General features: G+C 51.4%; 23 protein-coding genes and 5 tRNA genes. 10 read left to right on the top strand and 18 right to left on the bottom strand.

What is annotated here, in order from left to right; all coding sequences use genetic code 11:
- Positions 1-243: 243 nt before the first annotated feature.
- Positions 244-1,185, top strand: coding sequence for a CDF family zinc transporter ZitB (gene zitB / locus IB196_RS15450; RefSeq protein WP_005125430.1), 942 nt, complete (start codon positions 244-246; stop codon positions 1,183-1,185).
- On the opposite strand, the gene pnuC is transcribed toward zitB, so the two are convergent.
- The 18 genes from pnuC to cydA form a co-directional block, all read right to left on the bottom strand.
- Positions 1,182-1,901: a nicotinamide riboside transporter PnuC gene (gene pnuC, locus IB196_RS15455; protein WP_040232503.1), complete on the bottom strand. Its 720-nt coding sequence runs from the start codon at positions 1,899-1,901 to the stop codon at positions 1,182-1,184. The two genes, zitB and pnuC, sit on opposite strands and share 4 nt — an antisense overlap.
- A gap of 26 nt (positions 1,902-1,927) precedes the next feature.
- Positions 1,928-2,971 (bottom strand): quinolinate synthase NadA, encoded by a 1,044-nt coding sequence (nadA, locus tag IB196_RS15460; protein WP_188231803.1) that lies wholly within the window; start codon positions 2,969-2,971, stop codon positions 1,928-1,930.
- A 281-nt stretch (positions 2,972-3,252) separates the two neighbouring features.
- A tRNA-Lys gene (locus IB196_RS15465) sits at positions 3,253-3,328 on the bottom strand.
- Between the two features lie 33 nt (positions 3,329-3,361).
- Positions 3,362-3,437 (bottom strand) — tRNA-Lys (locus tag IB196_RS15470).
- Positions 3,438-3,482: 45 nt separating this feature from the next.
- Positions 3,483-3,558, bottom strand: a tRNA-Lys gene (locus IB196_RS15475).
- A 3-nt stretch (positions 3,559-3,561) separates the two neighbouring features.
- Positions 3,562-3,637 (bottom strand) — tRNA-Val (locus IB196_RS15480).
- Positions 3,638-3,673: 36 nt separating this feature from the next.
- Positions 3,674-3,749, bottom strand: a tRNA-Lys gene (locus IB196_RS15485).
- 164 nt (positions 3,750-3,913) lie between these two features.
- Positions 3,914-4,702, bottom strand: coding sequence for a cell division protein CpoB (gene cpoB, locus IB196_RS15490; RefSeq protein WP_005125435.1), 789 nt, complete (start codon positions 4,700-4,702; stop codon positions 3,914-3,916).
- Positions 4,703-4,711: 9 nt separating this feature from the next.
- Positions 4,712-5,230 carry a peptidoglycan-associated lipoprotein Pal gene (gene pal, locus IB196_RS15495; RefSeq protein WP_003022983.1) on the bottom strand — a complete coding sequence of 173 codons (519 nt, stop codon included), beginning with the start codon at positions 5,228-5,230 and terminating at the stop codon, positions 4,712-4,714.
- A gap of 34 nt (positions 5,231-5,264) precedes the next feature.
- Positions 5,265-6,557 (bottom strand): Tol-Pal system beta propeller repeat protein TolB, encoded by a 1,293-nt coding sequence (gene tolB, locus IB196_RS15500; protein WP_003022981.1) that lies wholly within the window; start codon positions 6,555-6,557, stop codon positions 5,265-5,267.
- 128 nt (positions 6,558-6,685) lie between these two features.
- Positions 6,686-7,942 (bottom strand): cell envelope integrity protein TolA, encoded by a 1,257-nt coding sequence (tolA, locus tag IB196_RS15505; protein ID WP_003022980.1) that lies wholly within the window; start codon positions 7,940-7,942, stop codon positions 6,686-6,688.
- Positions 7,943-8,006: 64 nt separating this feature from the next.
- Positions 8,007-8,435 (bottom strand): colicin uptake protein TolR, encoded by a 429-nt coding sequence (gene tolR, locus IB196_RS15510; protein WP_005125437.1) that lies wholly within the window; start codon positions 8,433-8,435, stop codon positions 8,007-8,009.
- Between the two features lie 3 nt (positions 8,436-8,438).
- On the bottom strand, positions 8,439-9,131 hold the full coding sequence (gene tolQ / locus IB196_RS15515; protein ID WP_003022976.1) for a Tol-Pal system protein TolQ: 693 nt from the start codon (positions 9,129-9,131) through the stop codon (positions 8,439-8,441).
- Positions 9,128-9,532 (bottom strand): tol-pal system-associated acyl-CoA thioesterase, encoded by a 405-nt coding sequence (gene ybgC, locus IB196_RS15520; RefSeq protein WP_005125439.1) that lies wholly within the window; start codon positions 9,530-9,532, stop codon positions 9,128-9,130. The genes tolQ and ybgC overlap by 4 nt, the downstream gene beginning before the upstream one ends.
- A 273-nt stretch (positions 9,533-9,805) precedes the next feature.
- The gene (gene ybgE / locus IB196_RS15525) at positions 9,806-10,096 is read right to left on the bottom strand and encodes a cyd operon protein YbgE (protein ID WP_167335599.1); all 291 of its coding nucleotides are present in this window, start codon (positions 10,094-10,096) and stop codon (positions 9,806-9,808) included.
- A 2-nt stretch (positions 10,097-10,098) separates the two neighbouring features.
- Positions 10,099-10,212 carry a cytochrome bd-I oxidase subunit CydX gene (cydX, locus tag IB196_RS15530; RefSeq protein WP_003022970.1) on the bottom strand — a complete coding sequence of 38 codons (114 nt, stop codon included), beginning with the start codon at positions 10,210-10,212 and terminating at the stop codon, positions 10,099-10,101.
- A gap of 14 nt (positions 10,213-10,226) precedes the next feature.
- The gene (cydB, locus tag IB196_RS15535) at positions 10,227-11,366 is read right to left on the bottom strand and encodes a cytochrome d ubiquinol oxidase subunit II (RefSeq protein ID WP_005125441.1); all 1,140 of its coding nucleotides are present in this window, start codon (positions 11,364-11,366) and stop codon (positions 10,227-10,229) included.
- A 15-nt stretch (positions 11,367-11,381) separates the two neighbouring features.
- Complete coding sequence (cydA, locus tag IB196_RS15540; protein WP_005125442.1) at positions 11,382-12,950, bottom strand: cytochrome ubiquinol oxidase subunit I; 1,569 nt, start codon at positions 12,948-12,950, stop codon at positions 11,382-11,384.
- A gap of 1,219 nt (positions 12,951-14,169) precedes the next feature.
- Between cydA and glmS the strand changes: the two genes are divergently transcribed.
- The 9 genes from glmS to IB196_RS15585 all read left to right on the top strand — a co-directional run bounded on the left by glmS (position 14,170) and on the right by IB196_RS15585 (position 24,765).
- The gene (gene glmS / locus IB196_RS15545; protein ID WP_005122530.1) at positions 14,170-14,619 is read left to right on the top strand and encodes a methylaspartate mutase subunit S; all 450 of its coding nucleotides are present in this window, start codon (positions 14,170-14,172) and stop codon (positions 14,617-14,619) included.
- Positions 14,619-16,013 carry a methylaspartate mutase accessory protein GlmL gene (gene glmL, locus IB196_RS15550; protein ID WP_040232514.1) on the top strand — a complete coding sequence of 465 codons (1,395 nt, stop codon included), beginning with the start codon at positions 14,619-14,621 and terminating at the stop codon, positions 16,011-16,013. The genes glmS and glmL overlap by 1 nt, the downstream gene beginning before the upstream one ends.
- Positions 16,014-16,025: 12 nt before the next feature.
- On the top strand, positions 16,026-17,471 hold the full coding sequence (locus IB196_RS15555) for a methylaspartate mutase subunit E (RefSeq protein ID WP_040232517.1): 1,446 nt from the start codon (positions 16,026-16,028) through the stop codon (positions 17,469-17,471).
- Positions 17,471-18,712: a methylaspartate ammonia-lyase gene (locus IB196_RS15560; RefSeq protein ID WP_005122534.1), complete on the top strand. Its 1,242-nt coding sequence runs from the start codon at positions 17,471-17,473 to the stop codon at positions 18,710-18,712. The genes IB196_RS15555 and IB196_RS15560 overlap by 1 nt, the downstream gene beginning before the upstream one ends.
- Before the next feature lie 3 nt (positions 18,713-18,715).
- A complete protein-coding gene (locus IB196_RS15565) occupies positions 18,716-20,086 on the top strand; it encodes an acyclic terpene utilization AtuA family protein (protein ID WP_188231802.1) in 1,371 nt (456 codons plus the stop codon).
- Positions 20,083-20,400, top strand: a complete 318-nt coding sequence (locus IB196_RS15570; RefSeq protein WP_005122536.1) for a DUF4387 domain-containing protein — start codon at positions 20,083-20,085, stop codon at positions 20,398-20,400. The genes IB196_RS15565 and IB196_RS15570 overlap by 4 nt, the downstream gene beginning before the upstream one ends.
- A gap of 168 nt (positions 20,401-20,568) precedes the next feature.
- Positions 20,569-21,876 (top strand): dicarboxylate/amino acid:cation symporter, encoded by a 1,308-nt coding sequence (locus tag IB196_RS15575; RefSeq protein WP_005122537.1) that lies wholly within the window; start codon positions 20,569-20,571, stop codon positions 21,874-21,876.
- A gap of 141 nt (positions 21,877-22,017) precedes the next feature.
- Positions 22,018-23,019, top strand: a complete 1,002-nt coding sequence (gene glsA / locus IB196_RS15580) for a glutaminase A (RefSeq protein WP_188231801.1) — start codon at positions 22,018-22,020, stop codon at positions 23,017-23,019.
- A 93-nt stretch (positions 23,020-23,112) separates the two neighbouring features.
- On the top strand, positions 23,113-24,765 hold the full coding sequence (locus IB196_RS15585) for a class I fumarate hydratase (RefSeq protein WP_005122539.1): 1,653 nt from the start codon (positions 23,113-23,115) through the stop codon (positions 24,763-24,765).
- Positions 24,766-24,770 lie beyond the last annotated feature (5 nt).

Consider the following 24,770-nt stretch of genomic DNA (forward strand, 5'->3'; position numbering starts at 1 on the left):
TATAGCGAATAATGAGATCAAAACAGCAAATCACAACTGTAATTTCTGATTTCATTATTATTTTCAAAATTCTGTGCTAGCTATCGACACATATCGTGGATTTTTACCCACTGTACTGTAAGGCAACGCCCAATATTTACGTGGCTGATAACGAGAGAATAGAAGCTCTCCTTTTTAATTTTATCCCCCCAAAAACGGTATGATGTCATACAGTAAAGGTGAGAATAACAAAGGGATGGCACAATGGCGCACACACATACTCATACTTCCTCTGAGCAACCCAAAGACAATAACGCCCGCCGACTGATGTTCGCCTTCTGCATTACAGCGGGATTTATGTTGGTCGAAGTGGTGGGCGGAATACTTTCAGGCTCACTGGCGCTGCTGGCCGACGCCGGGCATATGCTTACGGATGCGGCAGCGCTGCTTTTCGCGCTGCTGGCCGTCCAGTTTTCCCGTCGCCCGCCCACAATACGCCACACCTTCGGCTGGCTGAGGCTCACGACGCTGGCTGCATTCGTTAATGCCATCGCATTGGTCGTTATCACCATTTTAATCGTCTGGGAGGCGATTGAGCGCTTCCAGACACCTCGTCCCGTGGCGGGCGGCATGATGATGGTTATTGCTGTTTCGGGTTTACTGGCCAATGTGCTTGCTTTCTGGGTTTTACATCGCGGTAGTGAAGAGAAAAACCTGAACGTCCGCGCCGCAGCGCTGCATGTGATGGGGGATTTACTCGGCTCGGTCGGGGCGATCATCGCTGCGCTGATTATTATCTGGACGGGCTGGACACCTGCGGATCCGATCCTCTCAATTTTGGTTTCCGTACTGGTGCTGCGCAGTGCCTGGAGATTGTTAAAAGATAGCGTCAATGAATTGCTGGAAGGCGCTCCGCTGGCGCTGGATATCGCCGCACTGCAGCGCCATCTCAGCCGGGACATTCCCGAAGTTCGCAATGTGCACCATGTCCACGTCTGGATGGTGGGTGAAAAGCCGGTAATGACGCTGCATGTGCAGGTGATCCCACCGCACGATCACGATGCGTTGCTGGAGCGTATTCAGCATTTCCTTATCCATCACTACCAGATTGAACACGCAACGATCCAGATGGAATATCAGCCGTGCAATGGACCGGACTGCCACCTGTATCAGGGCGTGTCCGGCCACTCACATCATCACCATTAATGAGACAGCGCGTGGGAACCTCGCTCACGCGCGCTGTTGATCCACATCCTGCTCCCGTTGAGGGCGATAACCGTCAGGATCATATATTCCAGCGACATGGCATATACGCCTTGCAGTGCAAAGATCACCACGCTGATGACGTTGATGATTACCCACAGCAGCCAGTTTTCAACGTATTTACGTGTCATCAGGATCATCGCCACAATCGACAACACCATCATGCAGGAGTCCCAGAACGGGAAGGCATCGGGTTGCAGTTCAGGCACAGCAACCTGTAATCCCAATGCCTGCATTATGTTGACCGCAATGCGGGTCAGGAACGCAAAAACCGGATCGATATAGACCGACATCAGGCCGATCGCTACCACGCAGGCCGCCAGCCAGCCGATCGCTTTTGGCAACGGCAGCCAGCGAATTTTCAGTTCCGCTTCATGCTGGTTGGTTTGCCGGGACCAGGCATACCAGCCGTAGATGTTGGCGGCAAAGAAAAAAACTTGCAGCAACAGGCTGGCATAAAGCTGGATCTGAAAGAAGATAATCGCAAACAGCGTGACGTTTATCAGACCGAAGACGTAATTGCTGATTTTCTCAAGACTCGCCAGGCCAATACACAACAACCCGGCAATCGTCCCCACGGCTTCGATCCACGACAGATCGTAACCACCCGTGCCAATCGGAATATGTACCAGAATGTTCTGCGTGCTAAAAAAGTCCATCTTTTCCCCCAGAGCAAAAAAATTCATTACGCTCGTAGTGTAGCCGCAAATTCCAACATGCGGTTTAACGGCAACAACGCTCCTTCTCGCAGCGCGTGATCAACATGTATCTCATGCGCCACGCCGCCATGTTCCAGCCCCTCAGCAATCGCCTTGAGGCCGTTCATCGCCATCCACGGGCAATGCGCGCAGCTACGACAGGTAGCCCCCTCGCCGGCCGTCGGCGCTTCAAGCAGCTCTTTATCCGGAACGGCCTGCTGCATTTTGTAAAAAATACCCCGGTCAGTCACCACAATCAGTTGCTTATGCGGTAACGATTTAGCTGCGGTGATGAGCTGGCTGGTTGAGCCAACGGCATCGGCCATATCAACGATAGACTGAGGGGACTCTGGGTGCACCAGCACCGCTGCATCAGGGTACAGCGCTTTCATGCGTGTTAAAGCCTGGGTTTTAAATTCGTCATGGACAATACAGGCTCCCTGCCAACAGAGCACGTCTGCGCCGGTCTGTTTTTGCACGTAGTTGCCCAGATGTCTGTCCGGGGCCCAGATTATTTTTTCACCTAAACTATCAAGATGCTCAATAAGTTCCACTGCGATACTGGACGTTACAACCCAATCCGCACGTGCTTTTACGGCGGCTGAGGTATTTGCATAAACCACCACGGTACGATCCGGATGCGCATCGCAAAATGCGCTGAACGCATCAATCGGACAGCCCAGATCTAATGAACATTCCGCCTGTAAGGTCGGCATCAGGATAGTCTTTTCCGGGCTAAGAATTTTGGCGGTTTCTCCCATAAACCTCACGCCCGCAACCAGCAACGTAGAGGCAGAATGTTTTGCACCAAACCGCGCCATCTCCAGAGAATCAGAGATGCAGCCACCGGTCTCTTCAGCCAACTGCTGAATTTCAGGATCGGTGTAATAGTGCGCGACCATAACGGCATCACGCTCTTTCAGCAGGCGCTTGATTTTTTCACGATAAAATTGCTTTTCATCCGCACTCAGCGGCGCTGGCTTCGGCGGAAACGGATAAATTGCTGCTTCTGGATCAAACATCACGCTCATCTTGCTTTCTCGTTTTACTGGCTTAACGAAATAACCGATTAAAAGCGTGACTCACGCCGTATTCGGTTAGATTTGTTTTATATGCTAAACAAGATAGCGGATTGGCGTAAGAAAGTCACAATAATTGCGTGTGATGAATGCCGGATGGCGACTGACGTCTTATCCGGCCTACGTGAATAGTGTCGTCTGTAGGACTGATAAGCGAAGCGCATCAGGCAAGCAGGTTCGAATCTTATAAATCGCAGATAGCAAAAAAGCGCCTTTAGGGCGCTTTTTTACACTGGTGGGGCGTGCAGGATTCGAACCTGCGACCAATTGATTAAAAGTCAACTGCTCTACCAACTGAGCTAACGCCCCCATATGGGGTTTACTTCTTTATTCTTTCAGAGATGGTGGGTCGTGCAGGATTCGAACCTGCGACCAATTGATTAAAAGTCAACTGCTCTACCAACTGAGCTAACGACCCGCTCGGATGTCACCTGAAAATTTTTACTCGGAACCACCAAAATAGTGGTGGGGCGTGCAGGATTCGAACCTGCGACCAATTGATTAAAAGTCAACTGCTCTACCAACTGAGCTAACGCCCCGAGTGGTGGGTGATGACGGGATCGAACCGCCGACCCCCTCCTTGTAAGGGAGGTGCTCTCCCAGCTGAGCTAATCACCCGATACTACGCTGGATACTACTTACTAACTGAGTTAGTGGTGGGTCGTGCAGGATTCGAACCTGCGACCAATTGATTAAAAGTCAACTGCTCTACCAACTGAGCTAACGACCCACTTTTGCGCTGCTTTTGGTTTGTTTGATATCCCTTGGCAACGGCGGCATATATTACTGATTTCAGATTTTAGCGCAACAAAAATTTCGATGTAAATTACTCAACTGCTTAGGAATCACACGACACGACCAGAAATAACACGATTTCTGGTCGCATGGTGGTCATTACATCGCGCCAAGACGTTTTTGCGCTTGTTTCGCGCCATCAGTACCAGGGTATTTAGTGATAACCTGCTGATAAACGGCTTTCGCTTTTGCTGCGTCACCTTTGTCCTGCATGATGACGCCGACTTTATACATCGCGTCTGCAGCCTTTGGTGATTTTGGGAAGTTTTTAACTACGGATGCAAAATAGAACGCTGCATCATCTTTTTTACCCTTGTTGTAATTCAACTGACCGAGCCAGTAATTCGCATTTGGCAGGTAAGTCGAATCCGGGTACTTTTTGATGAAGTTCTGAAATGCAACGATCGCATCATCCTGGCGGGATTTATCCTGCACCAGGGCAATTGCCGCATTGTAATCGGTATTCGCATCGCCAGTTTGCGCCGGAGTGCCTGACGAAGCTGCAGCACCGGCATCGGGTGCCGGGGTTGCCGCCCCACTCTGATCGCCAGCCGCAGACTGCGCCGCAGGCGCACTACCGCTGCCAAGATTATTCATCTGCAGCAATATCTGTTTTTGGCGTTCAACAACCTGATTCAGCTGGTACTGATTTTCCTGAATTTGACCACGCAGGGAATCAATATCGGACTGATTATCGGAGAGTTGTTGCTGGAGTTGGGTTAAAAGCTGACTGTGAGCGTTAGAAATACGCTCGAGTTGAGTGACACGGTCTTCGACCGAGCCTGAGCCGACACTACTGATTGGCGCCTGAGCAAAAGCGGCCCAAGGGGCCGCTATGCCAACCAGTAACGACAGACTCAACAGGTGATGTCTGAAGTTACTGCTCATGCAATTCTCTTAGTAAACCAGTACGGCGCGACGGTTTTTGGCGTAAGCCGCTTCGTCATGACCCAGTACTGCAGGTTTTTCTTTACCGTAAGAAACGATGGAGATCTGGTCCGCAGAAACGCCTTTACCCTGCAGGTACATCTTAACGGCGTTTGCACGACGCTCACCCAGGGAGATGTTGTACTCAGGAGTACCACGTTCGTCCGCATGACCTTCTACGGTGACTTTGTAAGACGGGTTGCTACGCAGGAAGTTAGCGTGCGCATCCAGCATTGCGGCGAAGTCAGAACGGATATCGTACTTATCCAGATCGAAGTAAACGATGTTGTTCTGCTGCAGCTGTTGCATCTGCAGACGCGCTTGCTCTTCGGAAGACATGTTGCCGCTACCGTTTGCATCCATACCAGTGCCGGCACCCAGCATGCCTTCGCTGCCGTCATTGCTGGCGTTCTTGTTAGAAGAACATGCCGCAATAGCCATAACAGGCAGAGCAATCATCAGCCCTTTCAGCACTTTGTTCAGTTGCATTTCAATGATTCCTTTATTAATCAATTATTTATTATCACAGATACGGCGACCAGGCAGGGAATTTAACCTGTCCATCAGTTGCCGGAAGACGCGCTTTGAAACGCCCATCTGTAGAAACCAAATTCAGCACGGATCCCATCCCCTGAGAAGAGCTGTAGATTACCATAGTGCCGTTAGGTGCCAGACTTGGCGTTTCGTCCAGGAACGTTGACGACAGAACTTGTACGCCACCCGCTACCAGATCTTGTTTGGCAATGTGCTGCTGACCATTAGCCGAGCTTACCATTACCATAAACTTACCGTCGCTGCTGACATCAGCATCCTGGTTTTGCGAACCTTCCCAGGTAATACGCTGCGGAGCACCGCCGTTGACGTTAACTTTATACACCTGCGGACGACCGGCCTGGTCAGACGTAAAGGCCAGGTTTTGGCTGTCCGGGAACCAGGTCGGTTCCGTGTTGTTGCTGCGACCATCAGTGACCTGACGGATCTGACCGGAACCGATGTCCATAACGTACAGGTTCAGGCTACCGGTTTTAGACAGGGCAAACGCCAGTTTGCTGCCATCCGGAGAAAACGCAGGTGCACCGTTGTGACGCGGGAACGAAGCAACCTGACGCACTGCGCCGTTGGACAACGTCTGAATAACCAGCGCCGAACGACCACTTTCGAAGGTAACGTAGGCCAGTTTTGAACCGTCCGGAGACCACGCCGGAGACATCAACGGCTGCGGAGAGCGGTGAACGACAAACTGGTTGTAACCATCGTAGTCCGACACACGTAATTCGTACGGGAACTGACCACCGTTTGTCTGAACAACATAAGCGATACGGGTACGGAATGCACCTTTAATACCAGTCAGTTTTTCAAACACTTCGTCACTTGCGGTATGGCCCGCATAACGCAGCCACTGCTTGTTCACTTTATACGTGTTCTGTGCCAGTACGGTACCCGGTGCACCACCGGTATCAACCAGTTGATAAGCAACACTGTAGGAGCCATCTGGATTCGGTGTGACCTGGCCCACCACCACGGCATCAATACCCAGGGCAGACCATGCGGCAGGTTGAACTTCCTGCGCGGTACCCGGCTGCTGCGGCAGGCGAGAACGGTCTAATGGGTTAAATTTACCGCTGTTACGCAGGTCAGCGCCCACGATACCACCGATATCTTCAGGTGCAGCACCCGGCCCTGCCCACTGGAAGGGGACAACACCAATCGGGCGTGCCGAGTCCACCCCTTGGGTGATCTCGATACGTACTTCTGCATGCAGCACCGCTGCCCACAGCATCAGAAAACCAAATGCTACTCGTAATGCCTGCTTCATCATATCTCCCTTATCTGGACGGAACGCCCACGATAATTTAGCAGAATGTTAACAAACTCAAATACACAAAACTACCAGAACTCTGTCTCAACCTTAGACCGTTTCCCCCGATTTCTCAGGGGCCGTTATTACAGTTTAAAGTCCAGTTTGGCATCTTTTACTTTTTCATAAACAGCCTGGCTAGGCGGTTTAGGAATTCTGGCTGTTTTCGCAGCCGTTAGCGCAGCCTGGCACAATGCCGGATCCCCGCCCTCTTCAGTCACATCCAGTAGCAGACCATCAGGCGCTAACTTGATATGTAATACGCAGGATTTCCCTGCATACAAATCGGCGCCATACAGACGGCTCTGAATCGCATTACGAATTTGAGATGCGTAAGCACTGATATCAGCACCAGATGCACCGCCATTTGCACCACTTGTACCACTATCTTTCGCCGGTTGGCCGTTTCCTTTCGCTCCACCACCCGATTTCGGTGCATTCTTACCGGAGCTTAGGTCGCCCAACAAGTCGTCAACGCCAGAGGCTGCTGCAGCTTTTTCGGCCGCAGCCTTTTTCGCAGCAGCGGCTTTATCTGCCGCAGCTTTCTTATCGGCAGCGGCTTTCTCGGCTGCAGCCTTTTTATCTGCCGCAGCTTTTTCAGCAGCAGCTTTCTTGTCAGCGGCGGCTTTTTCAGCCGCAGCGGCTTTCGCGGCGGCGGCTTTTTCTGCTTTCTCAGCGGCAGCTTTTTCAGCCGCAGCTTGTTTAGCGGCTTCAGCCTGCGCTTTCTTCGCTGCGTCTGCGGCGGCCTTGGCAGCCTGCGCCTCAGCTACCTTCTTAGCATCGGCAGCCGCTTTTGCAGCTTCAGCTTCAGCTTTCTTCTGGGCATCAGCAGCGGCTTTCTTCGCGGCATCTGCCGCTTGTTTCGCCTGAGCATCTGCTTTGGCTTTCGCGTCTGCAGCAGCCTTCGCCGCAGCCTCTTCAGCCTGCTTTTGTTGCTCCTGCGCTTTCGCCGCAGCGGCTTCAGCCTGTTTCTGCTGTTCCGCCTGCTCGCGCACTTTTTCCTGCGCCGCTAAACGTTCTTTCTCCAGCTGTTTCAGACGCTCTTGCTCTGCCGCCTGCTTCTCACGAAGCTCCTCGGCCTGCTGCTGCGCCTGTTTCTCACGCTGTTCTTCTGCACGTTTCGCACTTGCCTGCTGTTGCTGCTGCCTGTCGTACTGTTGAACAACAGCACCAGGATCGACCATAACGGCGTCGATGGACGAACCGCCACCGCCGCCGGCTGAAGCATCAATGTGCTCATCGAACGAACTCCAGATCAGCGCTGCAAATAAAATAACATGCAGCACCGCTGAAATAATTATCGCCCTTTTGAGCTTGTCGTTTTGTTCGGTTGCCTTTGACACTCTCGGTTCCCAAAAAACTGTTCGCCTGTTACGCGCTATCTTTCAAGCCAGCAAAACGCCGTCATCAGATTGGCTGCGTCATCAAGCCAACCGATTTTACGCCTGCACTGTGTAACAAGTTCAGCGCTTTAATTATTTCATCATAAGGCACGTCTTTCGCACCACCGATTAAAAATACCGTTTTCGGATTGGTCTGCAGGCGGCTTTTCGCTTCCGCGATAACCTGCTCCGGCGGCAGTTGATCCATCCTGTCTTTCTCAACCACCACGCTGTATTGCCCAACACCGGAAACTTCAATAATGACCGGCGGTTCATCGTTACTGCTGACGGCTTGCGATTCGGTCGCATCCGGCAGGTCGACTTCCACACTCTGCGTAATGATCGGCGCGGTTGCCATAAAGATCAGCAGCAGCACCAGCAGTACGTCGAGCAACGGTACAATATTGATTTCGGACTTAAGTTCGCGACGACCTCGTCCACGCGTTCTGGCCATGGTTTACCCCTTGTTGCTCTCGCTAACGGTAAACGCCTGGCGGTGCAGAATCGCGGTGAACTCTTCCATAAAGTTGTCGTAATTCAGTTCCAGCTTGTTCACGCGCTGATTCAGTCGGTTGTAAGCCATAACCGCCGGGATTGCCGCAAACAGACCGATGGCCGTTGCAATCAACGCTTCCGCGATACCCGGTGCAACCATTTGCAGGGTTGCCTGTTTTACCGCGCCCAGCGCGATAAATGCGTGCATGATCCCCCAAACGGTACCGAACAGACCGATATACGGGCTGATGGAGCCGACAGTGCCGAGGAATGGAATATGCGTTTCCAGCGTTTCCAGCTCACGGTTCATCGAGATACGCATCGCACGGGAAGCCCCCTCAACGACCGCTTCCGGCGCGTGGCTATTTGCCCGATGCAAACGAGCAAACTCTTTGAACCCGCTGTAGAAAATTTGCTCTGAACCCGCCAGGTTATCACGACGCCCCTGGCTTTCCTGATACAGACGCGACAATTCAATGCCGGACCAGAACTTGTCTTCAAATGCTTCGGCTTCACGTGAAGCAGCATTAAGAATACGGGTCCGCTGGATAATAATGGCCCAGGATGCGATTGAGAAACCAATCAAAATCAACATGATAAGTTTAACCAGAAGGCTTGCCTTCAGGAACAAATCAAGGATATTCATGTCAGTCACTGCTTAAACTCCGCGACAATAGACTTGGGAAGCGCACGAGGCTTCATTTTGAGTGGATCAACGCAAACAATCAGAACTTCGGCTTCATTCAGCACGACGTTCTCTGCGTTGACAATGCGTTGCGTGAAAACCAATGAGGTGCCACGCATTGACGTAATTTCGGTTTGGACTTCGAGCATATCGTCAAGCCGGGCAGGCGCAAAATACTCCAGGGTCATCTTGCGCACCACAAAGGCTACACGTTCGGCCAACAGAACCTGCTGACTGAAGTGATGATGACGCAGCATCTCTGTGCGTGCTCTTTCATAAAAAGCGACGTAGCTGGCGTGATAAACCACCCCACCGGCATCAGTGTCTTCATAATAGACACGAACCGGCCATCGGAAAATATACTTATTCATTCTTACTGCCTCTTTGTTGGCTTTGCCCACTCACACCGGTCGCTTAACTTTGTAAGCTCCTGGTGACTCGCGTTCTTGCCGCCGCGATGCATCAAGAATGTCGTTGTATATCGCGCTGTCTTCACTTTACATCCCGGTAATGCAATTAGGTTAGTGCTTTCAAACTTCGCTACTATACGCGCGGGAATGGTGCTTTGGAATGGGGGAAAGTAAACGGAGAGTAAAAAATTATGGGCTTATGCAAGCCCATAAATATTTAAGGATGTTTCTTATTCAAAAGAAGAAGAAAATCAGACCAACAACGAGGACGATATCTGCGATCAGCGGGCAGAAGATGCCCTGCCAATGTACGGCGCGAGGACGGAAGCCAACGCCGTGAATGATGCCTGCGCAGACCGCCCACATCAGCATGAAACCATGCCAGATTTCAAGCTCACTGGTTTTGGCTGCGAAGCGTGACGGATCCCAGAATATGCAGCCGGCCAACACGATTGCCAGCACAAAGGAAAGCGCCCGCAAGGGGCGCTTGTCCATCGCGTTGTATACCATCGCGATAATGTTGATCATCAACTATCTTCTTGTCCGGCCTTGCCTGATTCAACGTGCTCAAGCGCCAGCGCTGTGATTATCCCAAATGCACAGGCAAGAAGCGTTCCCAAAATCCATGCGAAATACCACATTTTAAGCTCCTTACTTAGTACAGAGAGTGGGTGTTGCTTTCAATATCTTCTTTGGTGATGCGACCAAACATCTTCCAGTAACACCAGCCGGTGTACAGCAGAATGATCGGTACGAACACACAAGCTACATACGTCATCAGATTCAGCGTCAGCTGGCTGGACGTTGCATCCCACATGGTCAGACTCGCATTCATCATGGTGCTGGATGGCATCACAAACGGGAACATTGCGATACCGGCAGTCAGGATGATGCAGGCTAACGTCAGTGAGGAGAAGATGAACGCCCAGGCCCCTTTCTCCATACGAGAAGTCAGAATGGTCAGCAGCGGCAGAACCACGCCCAGAGCAGGAACCAGCCACAGAATAGGTGCATTGTTAAAGTTCACCATCCATGCGCCCGCTTCACGTGCCACTTCTTTGGTCATCGGGTTAGAGGCGGCGTGGTGATCCAGAGCGGAAGTCACAACATAACCATCAATACCGTAAATAACCCAAACGCCGGCCAGTGCGAAGCAAACCAGAGTCACCAGCGCCGCAACCTGTGAGGTGGTACGTGCACGCAGGTGTAGCTCGCCCACGGTACGCATCTGAAGATAGGTGGCGCCCTGAGTGATGATCATCCCTACGCTCACAACCCCTGCCAGCAGACCAAACGGATTCAGCAACTGGAAGAAGTTACCGGTGTAGTACAAGCGCATGTACTCATCCATGTGGAACGGAACACCTTGCAGCAGGTTGCCAAACGCAACACCGATAACCAGCGGCGGAACGAAGCTACCAATGAAGATGCCCCAGTCCCACATGTTGCGCCAGCGCATATCTTCAATCTTGGAGCGGTAATCGAAACCGACCGGACGGAAGAACAAAGACGCCAGTACCAGGATCATCGCCACATAGAAACCGGAGAACGCAGCGGCATACACCATCGGCCAGGCAGCGAACAGTGCGCCACCTGCGGTGATGAGCCAAACCTGGTTACCGTCCCAGTGCGGGGCGATGGAGTTAATCATAATTCGACGCTCGGTATCATTACGACCGAGGAAACGGGTGAGCATGCCCACCCCCATGTCGAAACCATCAGTGACCGCAAAACCAATCAGCAGAATGCCAACCAGCAGCCACCAGATAAAACGCAATACTTCATAATCGATCATTTGACGACTCCTGTCTTAGCGTGCCGGCTGAGAAGTCACGGTGGACTGCTCGTAGTGATAACGACCGGTTTTCAGGCTACTCGGCCCAAGGCGTGCGAACTTGAACATCAGATACAGTTCAGCCACCAGGAACAGGGTATACAGGCCGCAAATCAACAGCATCGAGAAGATGAGGTCGCCAGCGGTCAGCGAAGAGTTCGCTACGGCTGTTGGTAACACTTCACCAATCGCCCACGGTTGACGACCGTACTCTGCGACAAACCAACCGGATTCAATGGCAATCCACGGCAGCGGAATCGCATACAGCGCGGTGCGCAGCAGCCATTTTTTCTCGCCGATACGATTACGAATCACGGTCCAGAAGGACACAGCAATGATAGCCAGCATCAGGATGCCGCACGCCACCATAATACGGAATGCGAAGTACAGCGGTGCAACACGAGGGATAGAGTCTTTCGTGGCTTGCTGAATTTGCGCTTCGGTCGCGTCGGTGACGTTGTCCGTGTAGCGTTTCAGCAGCAGACCATAACCCAGATCTTTCTTCATGCTGTTGAACTGGTCGCGAACGGCCTGATCGGTACTACCAGCACGCAGTTCTTCCAGCAGTTGATACGCTTTCATCCCGTTACGGATGCGCTCTTCGTGCTGCACCATCAGATCTTTCAGACCAATGACCGGTGTATCAACAGAGCGGGTGGCAATGATGCCCAGCGCATAAGGAATTTGAATCGCAAAATGGTTTTCCTGCGCATCCTGGTCCGGAATACCGAACAGCGTAAAGGATGCCGGTGCAGGTTGGGTTTCCCACTCGGCTTCAATAGCAGCAAGTTTGGTTTTCTGCACGTCGCCCATTTCGTAACCAGATTCATCACCGAGAACGATAACAGACAAAATGGCAGCCATACCAAAGCTGGCGGCGATAGCAAAAGAACGTTTAGCAAACGCGAAGTCACGGCCGCGCAGCATATAGTAGGAGCTGATACCCAGAACGAACATCGCGCCACAAACATAACCAGAAGCCACAGTGTGAACAAATTTCACCTGAGCAACCGGGTTGAGCACCAGTTCAGAGAAGCTCAGCATCTCCATACGCATGGTTTCAAAGTTGAAATCCGCCGCGATTGGGTTTTGCATCCAGCCGTTCGCAACCAGAATCCACAGTGCGGACAGGTTTGAACCTAAGGCCACCAGCCAGGTGACGCACATATGCTGGACTTTACCCAAACGGTCCCAGCCGAAGAAGAACAGACCTACAAAGGTGGATTCGAGGAAGAAGGCCATCAAACCTTCAATCGCCAGCGGCGCACCGAAAATATCCCCTACATAGTGGGAATAGTAAGACCAGTTAGTCCCGAACTGGAACTCCATGGTCAGACCGGTTGCCACACCCAGAGCGAAGTTGATACCAAACAACTTGCCCCAGAACTTGGTCATATCTTTATAAATCTGTTTGCCGGAAAGGACGTAGACCGTTTCCATGATGGCCAACAAGAACGCCATACCGAGCGTCAGTGGCACAAACAGGAAGTGGTACATCGCGGTCAAGGCAAACTGTAAGCGCGACAGTTCGACTATATCTAACATCATGACTCCTTGCTCATCGCATGAAGACTCCGAGAGTGAACCCCGTTAGAAAGGGTCACACGCATGCCCCAATACAAATTTATTTGCTTCCTTCCGCCGCTGCTCTTTCTTCTCATTTGAAGAAAGGACAATGATGGAAAAGTTACAAACATGTTAATAAAACACTCAAATTGATCCCGCAATTATATTACGCCGTAAAATCCTTACAATAAACAGGTTTTTATCGAGGTAAATTTGCATTTTTCGATAGTGATCAATTTATAGCTAATTTATCACCTTCAGACCAATTTGATCTGCAGCAATTTAACCTCATTTGATGATGTTTACCAAGTTTTAAACATTGATTTAAATCAATTTTCAATTTTAATGTTAATAGTGTTTATCACTAGTGCAACTAGTGAACATCATGTTAACAATATGTTTTTCAATGAGTAATTGCCGTTACTACAAATGATAGAATATTTATTTAAATCTACACGATCTTTTAACCAGTGGGGGGGACAAAATTATGGACAGATAAAGAGTCACTATTGCTGGGTAGCTCACAGTTTTTTGTTTAGCAAGCTCCGTAGCCATTATTTAATACAAATCATTAATTTTAATTTCACTTATAATTAACACCACAATGTAACTATCTCAACTGGAAGCGAAGCGGCAAGCATTGACCGACGCCCTGAGGTTTGGCGATCTCCCTGCAGAGACCCGCCGTTTCGCTTAAATCATCACTGTAAGTTATCGCTCCAACCACAACATCGCTTCTACGACAATGAATGAATATATTCCAAACAATTCATTATCATTTTTATCTTAAATTTAACAAAAAATATTTACGACATATAAGATTAATAAATAAAAAACCGTTATGTCGTTCACAAGTTATTTAGCGAATATCATTTTCGAAATTATTAAAAACGCCCCTGATAAAGCCTGCACCACAAAATAAGATTTCGATCACAAACATCGCAAGTGGTTTATTAGGTAATTCGCTAATAAATAAAATAACCAATGCAAATGAATTTATAACATACTGATTTAAATGAATTTTTATGAAAATAAAATATAACAATCATTTTATGCAGGATATTTTGAAAATAGATCAATTGCTTCCTTTTCCGCTTCCACTGAAACTCCAAACCTATTAAGAGGTTGTCACAATCCATGTTCTAAATATTAGAAATATTTTTTACTTATTGACCATCAGCCCTACAGAGGATTACCCATGAAGAAATCTACACTTGTTATTGGCGTCATCGGTGCTGACTGCCATGCAGTAGGCAATAAAGTTCTGGATCGCGTTTTTACTGCTCATGATTTTCACGTAATCAACCTCGGGGTGATGGTGAGCCAGGATGAATATATTGATGCCGCAATTGAAACAGGCGCCGATGCCATCGTGGTGTCTTCCATCTACGGCCACGGCGACATTGACTGCCTCGGACTGCGTGAGCGCTGCATCGAACGTGGCCTCGGCGACATCCTGTTGTACGTCGGCGGCAACCTGGTCGTAGGTAAACATGACTTCGCCGATGTGGAAGTGAAGTTTAAAGAGATGGGATTTAACCGCGTCTTCGCACCGAGCCACGACCTGGAAGATGTCTGCGCGCTTATCACTAATGATATTCACCAACACAAAGGCCTCGAGCAGCGTTGCCTGGAAGAGGCCATCTGATGCAAACAGTTTCTGTCGATATCGGCTCGACATGGACCAAGGCAGCCCTCTTCGCCCATGAAGGTGAGGAATTAACCCTGGTAAACCATGTCCTGACCCCAACCACCACACATCATCTGGCAGACGGTTTTTTTGCCAGCCTGAATCAGGTGCTGAACGTTGCCGATGCTCGCCCGTTACTGAAAAGTGGTGAAGTGCAGTTGAAATACTCCTCCTCGGCCAAAGGTGGACTTGCCGTAGCAGCAATGGGGCTGGTGCCTTCCATTACGCTGGAATCGGCAAAAGTTACCGCCCATTCGGCGGGAGCGAAAATCGCGCAATATTATTCGTACAAGCTGAACCGTCATGACATCCAGGAGCTGGAATCATCACCACCAGATATTCTGTTGTTTACCGGCGGTACAGACGGCGGTGAAGAAAGCTACGGCCTGGCGAATGCGCACGCGCTGGCAGGTTCAAAGCTTGATTGCGCCATTATCTACGCCGGAAACCGGGACATTCAGGACGAAATACAAACGATTCTGGGACACAAAGATCTGACCACGGTAGACAACATTCTTCCTGACCTCGATCACCCGAATCCGTTTGCCGCGCGCCAGGCGATTTGCGATGTGTTCTTGTCACGCATTGTCAAAGGTAAAGGTCTGGACGTCATTGTCGGCGAAACAGGCGAAGAGCCAATGCCGACGCCATGGACGGTCTATGAGTTAGTCAAAGCCATTAGCGATTACGACAACGCATGGAAGGAGTTCATGCTGATTGATATGGGCGGAGCCACCACGGATGTCTATTCGGCCAGCGCGAATACCCTCTCCCCCGACACTGTCCTGCATGGTGTTCCTGAACCGTTCGTCAAACGTACCGTTGAAGGTGACCTGGGCATGCGCGTTTCCGCCGTCGTGGTGGGAGAAAGCACGCAGGATATGGTGAAAGTTGTTTTCGCCCAACAGCCACAACGTGAGGAGGCGTTTTATCGCTACCTGCGTCATCTGGTTGGGCAGCCGGACTACCTGCCGGTCAACGCGGAAGAGAAATATTTCGACACTCTGTTAGCCGGTTTGTGCGTGGGCTATGCCACTGAGCGCCACGCGGGCACTAAGAAGCAGGTTTGCACCTGCGTCGGTAACGTGGATTTACAGATGGGTCGCGATCTCACCACCGTACGCAAAGTCGTCGGTTCAGGTGGATGGCTCTCTCGTGCCAGCCAGTTCGATATCCATAACTGGCTTAAATACCGGGAGCTGGACGACCAGGGTAAAAGAATTCTGTTACCGAATCAGTTTGAGTATTACCGCGATTCATATGGCCTGCTCCCGCTACTGGCAAATGTCGCCAGGCTGTACCCGCAAGCCGCTGCTCGCACCAGCATTCAGTGTTTAACCCTACAAAACTAAAGGCAGCTACGAATGGAACTTCGAAATAAAAAATTGACCCACGACGAATTCATGACCGAAAGGCACCAGGTATTGCAAACCTGGGAAACCGGCAAAGACGTTGAGAACTTCGAAGATGGCGTGAAGTACCAGCAATCAATTCCAGATTCAAAACGCTTCTCCCTCGCGCTGTTGAAGGCCGATCAAGAAGGTAAAACACTGAGCCAGCCGCGTGCAGGCGTCGCACTCATGGATGAGCATATCGAGCTGCTTAAAACATTGCAGGAAGAATGTGACCTCCTGCCAAGTACCATCGATGCCTACACCCGTCTGAACCGCTATGAAGAAGCAGCTGTCGGGATCCAAAAATCTATCGAGGCGGGCACCTCCAAACTGAATGGTTTACCCGTCGTCAATCATGGGGTTGCTGCCTGCCGCCGTATGACTGAGTCGCTGGAAAAACCAATCCAGGTCCGCCACGGTACGCCAGATGCACGTCTGCTGGCAGAAATCGCCATGGCCAGTGGCTTCACCAGCTACGAAGGCGGCGGTATCTCCTACAACATCCCTTACGCCAAACGCGTCACCCTGGAAAAATCCATTCGTGACTGGCAGTACTGTGATCGCCTGATGGGACTGTACGAAGAAAATGGTATTCGCATCAACCGTGAACCGTTTGGCCCATTGACTGGCACCCTGATCCCCCCGTTTATGTCCCACTCGGTAGCGATTATCGAAGGTCTGCTGGCACTGGAACAAGGCGTGAAGTCCATTACCGTCGGCTACGGTCAGGTCGGTAGTTTGACTCAGGATATCGCCGCCATTCAGGCGCTGCGTGAACTGTCCCACGAATACTTCCATAACCATGGCTTCGACGATTACGAACTGAGTACCGTTTTCCACCAGTGGATGGGCGGATTCCCGGAAGATGAAGCGAAAGCCTTCTCCGTTATCGCCTGGGGTGCGGCGGTTGCCGGTATGTCCGGTGCCACAAAAGTGATCACCAAAAGCCCGCACGAAGCGTTCGGTATCCCAACGGCTGCAGCCAACGCCCAGGGACTGAAAGCGTCACGCCAGATGCTCAACATGGTCAGCGACCAGAAATTCCCGCAATGCGCTGCCGTCGAACAGGAAGTTGATCTGATTAAGAGCGAAGTCCGCGCAGTGCTGAAAAAAGTTTTCGAACTGGGCAATGGCGACATTGCGCGCGGCACGGTGCTGGCCTTTGAAGCTGGCGTACTGGATGTACCGTTCGCACCTGCCGCTTGCAACGCAGGCAAAATTCTGCCGGTGCGCGATAACACAGGTGCTATCCGTATTCTCGAAGCCGGTGCGGTTCCGCTGCCGAAAGATATTCTCGCCCTGCACCACGACTATGTCGCAGAGCGCGCACATTTTGAAGGCCGCAAGCCTTCTTTCCAGATGGTCATTGATGACATCAACGCCGTATCCCACAGTAAATTAATAGGAAGACCATAATGAAAATCAAAAAGGCCCTTTTCACCGCTGGCTACTCCTCATTTTATTTTGACGATCAGCAGGCCATCAAAAATGGCGCCGGTCATGACGGGTTTATCTATACCGGCGATCCGGTAACACCTGGATTTACCTCTGTTCGTCAAGCGGGTGAATGCGTTTCCGTGCAACTGATTCTGGAAAATGGCGCGGTAGCGGTGGGCGATTGTGCAGCAGTGCAATACTCAGGTGCAGGTGGCCGTGATCCGCTATTCCTGGCAGAAAATTTCATTCCGTTCCTCAACGATCACATCAAACCGCTGCTGGAAGGCCGTGACGTTGATGCGTTCCTGCCGAACGCCCGTTTCTTTGACCAACTGCGTATTGACGGCCATCTGCTGCATACCGCCGTTCGTTATGGTCTGTCTCAGGCACTGCTTGACGCGGCGGCGCTGGCCACCGGTCGTCTGAAAACTGAAGTGGTTTGCGATGAATGGCAACTGCCGTGCGTGCCGGAAGCCATTCCATTATTTGGCCAGAGCGGCGATGACCGTTATATCGCCGTTGACAAGATGATCCTCAAAGGTGTGGACGTTCTGCCGCATGCGCTGATCAACAACGTGGAAGAGAAGCTGGGCTTTAAAGGCGAAAAACTGCGTGAGTATGTACGTTGGTTGTCCGACCGCATCTTAAGCCTGCGCACCAGCGAACGTTATCACCCAACGCTGCATATTGATGTGTACGGCACGATCGGTCTGATCTTCGATATGGATCCCGTGCGCTGCGCCGAATACATCGCCAGCCTGGAAGCCGAAGCTCAGGGCCTGCCGCTGTATATCGAAGGGCCGGTAGATGCCGGTAACAAGCCGGATCAGATCCGCATGTTGACCGCTATCACCAAAGAGCTGACCCGTCTGGGTTCCGGCGTGAAAATTGTCGCCGACGAATGGTGTAACACCTATCAGGATATCGTGGACTTTACCGATGCGGGCAGCTGCCACATGGTACAGATCAAAACCCCTGATCTTGGCGGCATTCATAACATTGTTGATGCAGTGTTGTACTGCAACAAACATGCCATGGAAGCCTACCAGGGCGGTACCTGTAACGAAACCGAGATCAGCGCCCGCACCTGCGTACACGTGGCGCTTGCCGCGCGTCCGATGCGTATGCTGGTCAAACCTGGCATGGGATTCGATGAAGGTCTCAACATCGTGTTTAACGAGATGAATCGCACCATCGCGTTGTTGCAAACTAAGGATTAAGAGATGGCTCGCACATTTAAGATCTTATCGCCGACGGCTATCCTGGGTTATGGCTTCCCGGAAGAGAGTTTTCGTAAAGCCATGGAAGAGTCACCGGATCTTATTGCTGTTGACGCAGGTTCCTCCGATCCTGGCCCCCACTACCTGGGGGCAGGTAAACCCTTTACCGACAGGGCTGGGGTAAAACGCGATCTGCGCTATATGATCGTGGCGGGCGTTAAGAATAACATCCCGGTCGTGATCGGCACCGCCGGTGGTTCTGGCGCAGCTCCGCATCTGGAGTGGTGTCGCCAGATTATCCATGAGATCGCACAGGAAGAAAAACTGTCCTTCTCAATGGCGCTGATCCCGTCTGATGTCGACAAAGAAATTGTTCATCAGGCGCTGGATAACGGCAAAATCACCGCGCTCGATTTTGTGCCTGAACTGACTCACGAGGCGATTGAAGAGAGTACCTACATCGTCGCGCAGATGGGTATCGAGCCTTTCCAGCGCGCACTGAAAGCCGGTGCGCAAGTGGTGCTGGGCGGACGTGCCTACGATCCGGCCTGCTTCGCCGCGCTGCCGATTATGCAGGGCTTTGATGAAGGTCTGGCGCTGCATTGCGGTAAGATCCTTGAGTGTGCTGCCATTGCTGCCACCCCCGGCTCCGGCTCCGATTGTGCGATGGGCATTATCGACGACAACGGCTTTACGCTGAAGGCGTTCAATTCCAAGCGTAAGTTCACTGAAACTTCTGCTGCGGCGCACACCCTGTATGAGAAGTCCGATCCGTACTTCCTGCCGGGACCCGGCGGTGTGCTGAACCTGAAAGCGTGCACCTTTACCCAGGTTAACGAGGGCGAAGTGTATGTCAGCGGTTCACGTCATGAAGAAACACCGTATGCGTTGAAACTGGAAGGTGCACGTCAGGTTGGCTTCCGCTGCCTGACCATCGCCGGAACGCGCGACCCGATTATGATTGCCGGAATTGACACCATTCTCGAAGAGGTCCAGGCAAGCGTAGCACGTAACCTCTCCCTGAATGACGACAGCATCCGCATGACGTTCCACCTGTACGGGAAGAACGGCGTGATGGGCAACCATGAACCGATGAAAACCGCCGGTCACGAACTGGGGATTTTACTGGATGTCGTCGCACCGACGCAGGATATCGCCAACAGCGTTTGCTCGCTGGTGCGCTCTACCCTGCTGCACTACGGCTATGAGAATCGCATTGCGACGGCGGGCAACCTCGCCTTCCCGTTCTCGCCATCTGATATTCAAAGTGGACCGGTGTATGAGTTCTCGATCTATCACCTGATTGAAGCAAGCGATGCGCTGCGTTTTGATTTCCACATTGAACAGGTGACGCCAGAAGGAGTTCAGGCATGAAACAGTCAATTTGTTCACTGGCGCAAGTTATTCGCTCGAAAAACGCCGGACCGTACGAACTGGTTTTAGATATTTTATTTAAAACCCGGGAAGACTATCAGCGAGTAAAGCGTTCGGAGCAATTAACTCCGCAACTTATTGCTGGGTTATATAATGTCGAACCTGACTTTATTCACAATATTGTGTGGTTTGATCCCGCTAATGCAGTAAAAATTGTCATGCCGCGCGATATTATTTCCGGCAATGTCGGTGACAATGATGTTTATGGCGCGCAGCAACACGCACCATTATTAAGTATTGAATTCGATCTGTAACAAAAAAACACAATAACAGCCATTGGAGCACAGAGTTCAGCTGTATCACAGTGCTTCGAATATTCATGCGGTTGGTCACAACAGGCGTGCGTCTGAGCTGCTGTCCAGGCTCAGGCGCACGCCACCCTACACAATTCCAATTACCAACCTTTATCCGATGGAGTACACATGAAGAAAATTAGTTTAACGAAGATGATCATATTAGGCCTGATACTCGGCATGATTGCCGGGGTGGCCATTAATAATATGGCCGCGGCTGAAACAGCAAAATCATATGCACAGGATATTTCCATTTTCACCACTATATTCTTACGTATGGTGAAGATGATTATTGCGCCATTGGTTATTTCAACGCTGGTTGTCGGTATTGCCAAGATGGGTGATGCCAAAACGCTGGGTCGTATATTTTCTAAAACCTTTTTCCTGTTTATTTGTGCCTCACTGCTGTCGATCGCATTGGGTCTGGTTATCGTTAATATCTTCCAACCGGGCGCAGGCATCAACTTTGTTGCTCATGACGCAGGCGCTGTTGCCGCCGTTAAGTCTGAACCCTTCACGCTGAAAGTCTTTATCTCACATGCCGTACCAACCAGTATCGTTGACGCGATGGCGCGGAACGAAATCCTGCAGATCGTGGTGTTCTCCATTTTCCTTGGTTGCAGCCTGGCCGCAATCGGTGAAAAAGCCGAGCCTATCGTGAAGGTTCTGGATTCCCTGGTGCACGTGATGCTGAAGCTGACAGGCTACGTCATGCTGTTTGCGCCACTGACCGTTTTTGCCGCTATTTCAGGTTTGATTGCCGAACGTGGTCTGGGTGTCATGGTCAGCGCCGGTATCTTTATGGGCGAGTTTTACCTGACACTGGGCATGCTGTGGGCAATTCTGATTGGCCTGTCGACACTCATTGTTGGTCCTTGCATCAGCCGTCTCACTAAATCAATCTTCGAACCGGCGCTGCTGGCCTTTACCACGTCCAGTTCTGAAGCCGCCTTCCCGGGCACGCTGGATAAGCTGGAAAAATTCGGCGTATCGTCAAAAATTGCCAGCTTCGTTCTGCCTATTGGTTACTCCTTTAACCTCGTAGGTTCCATGGCCTATTGCTCCTTTGCCACCGTCTTTATTGCTCAGGCGTGCAATATCGAACTGAGCATGGGCGAGCAAATTACCATGTTGTTAATTCTGATGCTGACCTCTAAAGGGATGGCGGGTGTACCACGTGCCTCGATGGTCGTTATCGCCGCTACCCTGAACCAATTCAACATTCCGGAAGCCGGTTTGATCCTGCTGATGGGCGTCGATCCGTTCCTCGATATGGGTCGTTCAGCCACCAACGTCATGAGTAACGCCATGGGCGCTGCCATTGTGGGCCGTTGGGAAGGCGAACACTTCGGCCAGGGTTGCCGTGGAACTGCGCCAGTGAAGTCACCGGAACAGGAACGTCCGGTTACCGAACCGTCAGAAGTTGCGATGTCCTGATACCTCGTTATTGCCGGATGGCGCTTGCGCTTATCCGGCCTACATAACGTTTAATTATCCGTAGGCCGGATCAGGCGGTAGGCCGGATCAGGCGGTACGCCGCCATCCGGCGCATGATAAGTACCCCAACAGGAAAGCACCATGACTAAAACTCTGCTCGGCGTGAGTCTCTTTTCTTTCAGCGTCTTGTTTAGCGCTACCTCATTCGCGCAAACCGCGCCGGACTACGCCAGACTGATAGAACAGGCGCATCAAAAGTACAAAAGTAATAACGATGGAAAAGTCGCCGACTACATCCCTGCCCTGGCGACCTACAGCCCAAATAATTTTGCCATCACTATTGCTACGGTGGACGGCAAGATCTACCAGGTTGGCGATGTTAACAAACCCTTCCCCATGGAATCCCTGAGTAAAGTCTTCACCATGGCGCTCGCCATGGAACAGCACGGTCCTCAGGTGGTGCTGGATAAACTCGGGGCTAATGCTACTGGCCTGCCATTTAATTCCGGTTTAGCCGTTGAACTGACCAAAGGCGCGCCGGAAAACCCGCTGGTAAACGCCGGAGCCATGAGCACCGTTAGTCTGATTGAAGCCAAAGACAAAACCGATCGCTGGAACAAAATCCTCGACAACCTGAACGTCTGGGCGGATGCCTCACTGACGGTCAACGAACCGGTATTCAAATCCGAGATGGAGACCAACCAGCACAATCAGGCGCTGGCGAAACTGATGGAATCCTATAACAGCTTCTATGGCAATACCGACGACGCCGTCGAAATTTATACCCGTCAGTGCTCGGTGGATATCACCGTTGAGCAACTGGCCAAAATGGGTGCCGTATTGGCGAACAAAGGCAAATCACCGTTCAACGGTAAGCAGTTGCTGAATGAAAAATATGTTCCGCAGGTGTTGGCGGAAATGGCAATTGCCGGACTGTACGACGGCAGCGGTAAATGGCTGTATACCGTTGGCATTCCGGCGAAAAGCGGTGTTGGCGGCGGAATGGTTGCGGTGGTACCCGGCAAATATGCGATTGCCGTCTATTCTCCGCCGTTGGACAAAGCCGGTAACAGCGTTCGCGCCCAGCAAACTATCGAATATGTCGCCGAAGCGACGCAGGCCAATGTCTTTTTAGCAAAATAACACTATGCCGGATGGCGTTTCGCTTATCCGGCCTACGATTAGCGCACTTATTTACGCCGTCATCCGGCAAAAATGAAGAGGTGAGAAGTAAACATGTCTAAACCATTTGTCTGGCAGGAACTCTTTGTTCAGAGTAAAGATAGTACCGAGTATGAATTACTGAGTAACCAGCACGTAACGGTAACGGAGTTAGACGGAGAGGAAGTGATTAAGGTAGCGCCAGAAGCGTTAACCTTATTAGCACAGCAGGCATTTTATGAGGCTTCATTTTTTCTGCGCGCCGGACATTTGAAACAGATAGCCAGCATTTTGCACGACTCGCAGGCCAGCGGTAACGATAAGTACGTCGCTTTACAACTGCTGCGCAACGCTGAGGTTTCGGCCAAAGGCGTCCTGCCTAACTGTCAGGACACCGGGACGGCAACTATTGTGGCCTGCAAAGGACAGCATGTCTGGACAGGCGGCGATGACGCCGAAGCCTTAAGCAAAGGCGTGTATACCACCTTCACCGAAAACAATCTGCGTTACTCGCAAAATGCCCCGCTGGACATGTATACCGAGATCAATACCCAGACTAACCTGCCGGCGCAAATCGACATCAGCGCCACGCCGGGTAATGAGTATAAATTCCTGTTCGTCAACAAAGGCGGCGGTTCTGCTAATAAGGCGGCGCTATTTCAGGAAACCAAATCTATTCTGCAGCCGGAGAAATTGACGGCTTTCCTGATCGAAAAAATGAAATCGCTGGGTACCGCCGCTTGCCCGCCGTACCACATCGCTTTCGTGGTTGGCGGATTATCTGCCGATCAGGCGCTGAAGACAGCCAAACTGGCATCAACCAAATATTACGATAACCTGCCCACCAGCGGGAACGAGCTAGGTCAGGCGTTCCGCGATACGGCGCTGGAAGCCGAGCTGCTCAATGCCAGCCGCGAGTTTGGCATCGGCGCGCAGTTTGGCGGGAAATACTTTGCCCACGATATCCGGGTGATCCGCCTGCCACGCCACGGCGGCTCCTGCCCTATCGCCATGGCCCTCTCCTGCTCAGCCGACCGCAACATCAAAGCCAAAATCAACAAACACGGAATCTGGCTGGAGAAACTTGAGCATAACCCGGGCAAATTTATCCCTGATTCACAGCGAGTGGAAAACGGCGCCCAGACCGTTCAACTGGATCTGAATCGCCCACTGCGCGAAATCCTGCATGACCTTTCCGCCCTGCCCATCGGGACTCGTTTGTCGTTAAGCGGCCCAATTGTTGTTGCCCGAGATATCGCCCACGCAAACATCAAAGCGCGCCTGGATAACGGCGAACCGATGCCGGAATACATGAAAAAACATATCGTTTATTACGCCGGCCCCGCCAAAACCCCCGAAAACCAGGCCTGCGGCTCAATGGGTCCAACAACCGGCGGACGCATGGATGGGTATGTCGATGCTTTCCAGGCACAAGGCGGAAGTCTCATTATGCTCACCAAGGGTAATCGCAGTCAGCAGGTCACTGATGCCTGTCACAAACACGGTGGATTTAGCCTCGGCAGCATTGGCGGCGCGGCGGCTCTGCTGGCCCAGCAGTATGTGAAGAGCCTGCAGTGCCTTGAATATCCTGAGCTGGGAATGGAAGCGGTGTGGATGATGGAAGTTAAAAATATGCCTGCGTTCGTATTAGTCGATGACAAAGGCAATAACTTCTTCAGTCAGTTTGAGCAGCAGCATCGCTGCGCAACCTGTCCGGCAGGACATTAAGGAGT

This window comes from Citrobacter sp. C6_1 (assembly GCF_014596835.2).
Lineage (GTDB): Bacteria > Pseudomonadota > Gammaproteobacteria > Enterobacterales > Enterobacteriaceae > Citrobacter > Citrobacter pasteurii.

What these genes read in the sequence shown, in the direction of transcription:
- cydA (WP_005125442.1), bottom strand. Translation starts at nt 12,950, where the DNA reads ATGTTAGATATAGTCGAACTGTCGCGCTTACAGTTTGCCTTGACCGCG.
- tolB (WP_003022981.1), bottom strand. Translation starts at nt 6,557, where the DNA reads ATGAAGCAGGCATTACGAGTAGCATTTGGTTTTCTGATGCTGTGGGCA.
- nadA (WP_188231803.1), bottom strand. Translation starts at nt 2,971, where the DNA reads ATGAGCGTGATGTTTGATCCAGAAGCAGCAATTTATCCGTTTCCGCCG.
- cydB (WP_005125441.1), bottom strand. Translation starts at nt 11,366, where the DNA reads ATGATCGATTATGAAGTATTGCGTTTTATCTGGTGGCTGCTGGTTGGC.
- IB196_RS15585 (WP_005122539.1), top strand. Translation starts at nt 23,113, where the DNA reads ATGTCTAAACCATTTGTCTGGCAGGAACTCTTTGTTCAGAGTAAAGAT.
- IB196_RS15570 (WP_005122536.1), top strand. Translation starts at nt 20,083, where the DNA reads ATGAAACAGTCAATTTGTTCACTGGCGCAAGTTATTCGCTCGAAAAAC.
- zitB (WP_005125430.1), top strand. Translation starts at nt 244, where the DNA reads ATGGCGCACACACATACTCATACTTCCTCTGAGCAACCCAAAGACAAT.
- pnuC (WP_040232503.1), bottom strand. Translation starts at nt 1,901, where the DNA reads ATGGACTTTTTTAGCACGCAGAACATTCTGGTACATATTCCGATTGGC.
- glsA (WP_188231801.1), top strand. Translation starts at nt 22,018, where the DNA reads ATGACTAAAACTCTGCTCGGCGTGAGTCTCTTTTCTTTCAGCGTCTTG.
- glmL (WP_040232514.1), top strand. Translation starts at nt 14,619, where the DNA reads ATGCAAACAGTTTCTGTCGATATCGGCTCGACATGGACCAAGGCAGCC.
- cpoB (WP_005125435.1), bottom strand. Translation starts at nt 4,702, where the DNA reads ATGAGCAGTAACTTCAGACATCACCTGTTGAGTCTGTCGTTACTGGTT.
- pal (WP_003022983.1), bottom strand. Translation starts at nt 5,230, where the DNA reads ATGCAACTGAACAAAGTGCTGAAAGGGCTGATGATTGCTCTGCCTGTT.
- IB196_RS15560 (WP_005122534.1), top strand. Translation starts at nt 17,471, where the DNA reads ATGAAAATCAAAAAGGCCCTTTTCACCGCTGGCTACTCCTCATTTTAT.
- cydX (WP_003022970.1), bottom strand. Translation starts at nt 10,212, where the DNA reads ATGTGGTATTTCGCATGGATTTTGGGAACGCTTCTTGCCTGTGCATTT.
- IB196_RS15565 (WP_188231802.1), top strand. Translation starts at nt 18,716, where the DNA reads ATGGCTCGCACATTTAAGATCTTATCGCCGACGGCTATCCTGGGTTAT.
- glmS (WP_005122530.1), top strand. Translation starts at nt 14,170, where the DNA reads ATGAAGAAATCTACACTTGTTATTGGCGTCATCGGTGCTGACTGCCAT.
- tolR (WP_005125437.1), bottom strand. Translation starts at nt 8,435, where the DNA reads ATGGCCAGAACGCGTGGACGAGGTCGTCGCGAACTTAAGTCCGAAATC.
- IB196_RS15555 (WP_040232517.1), top strand. Translation starts at nt 16,026, where the DNA reads ATGGAACTTCGAAATAAAAAATTGACCCACGACGAATTCATGACCGAA.
- IB196_RS15575 (WP_005122537.1), top strand. Translation starts at nt 20,569, where the DNA reads ATGAAGAAAATTAGTTTAACGAAGATGATCATATTAGGCCTGATACTC.
- ybgC (WP_005125439.1), bottom strand. Translation starts at nt 9,532, where the DNA reads ATGAATAAGTATATTTTCCGATGGCCGGTTCGTGTCTATTATGAAGAC.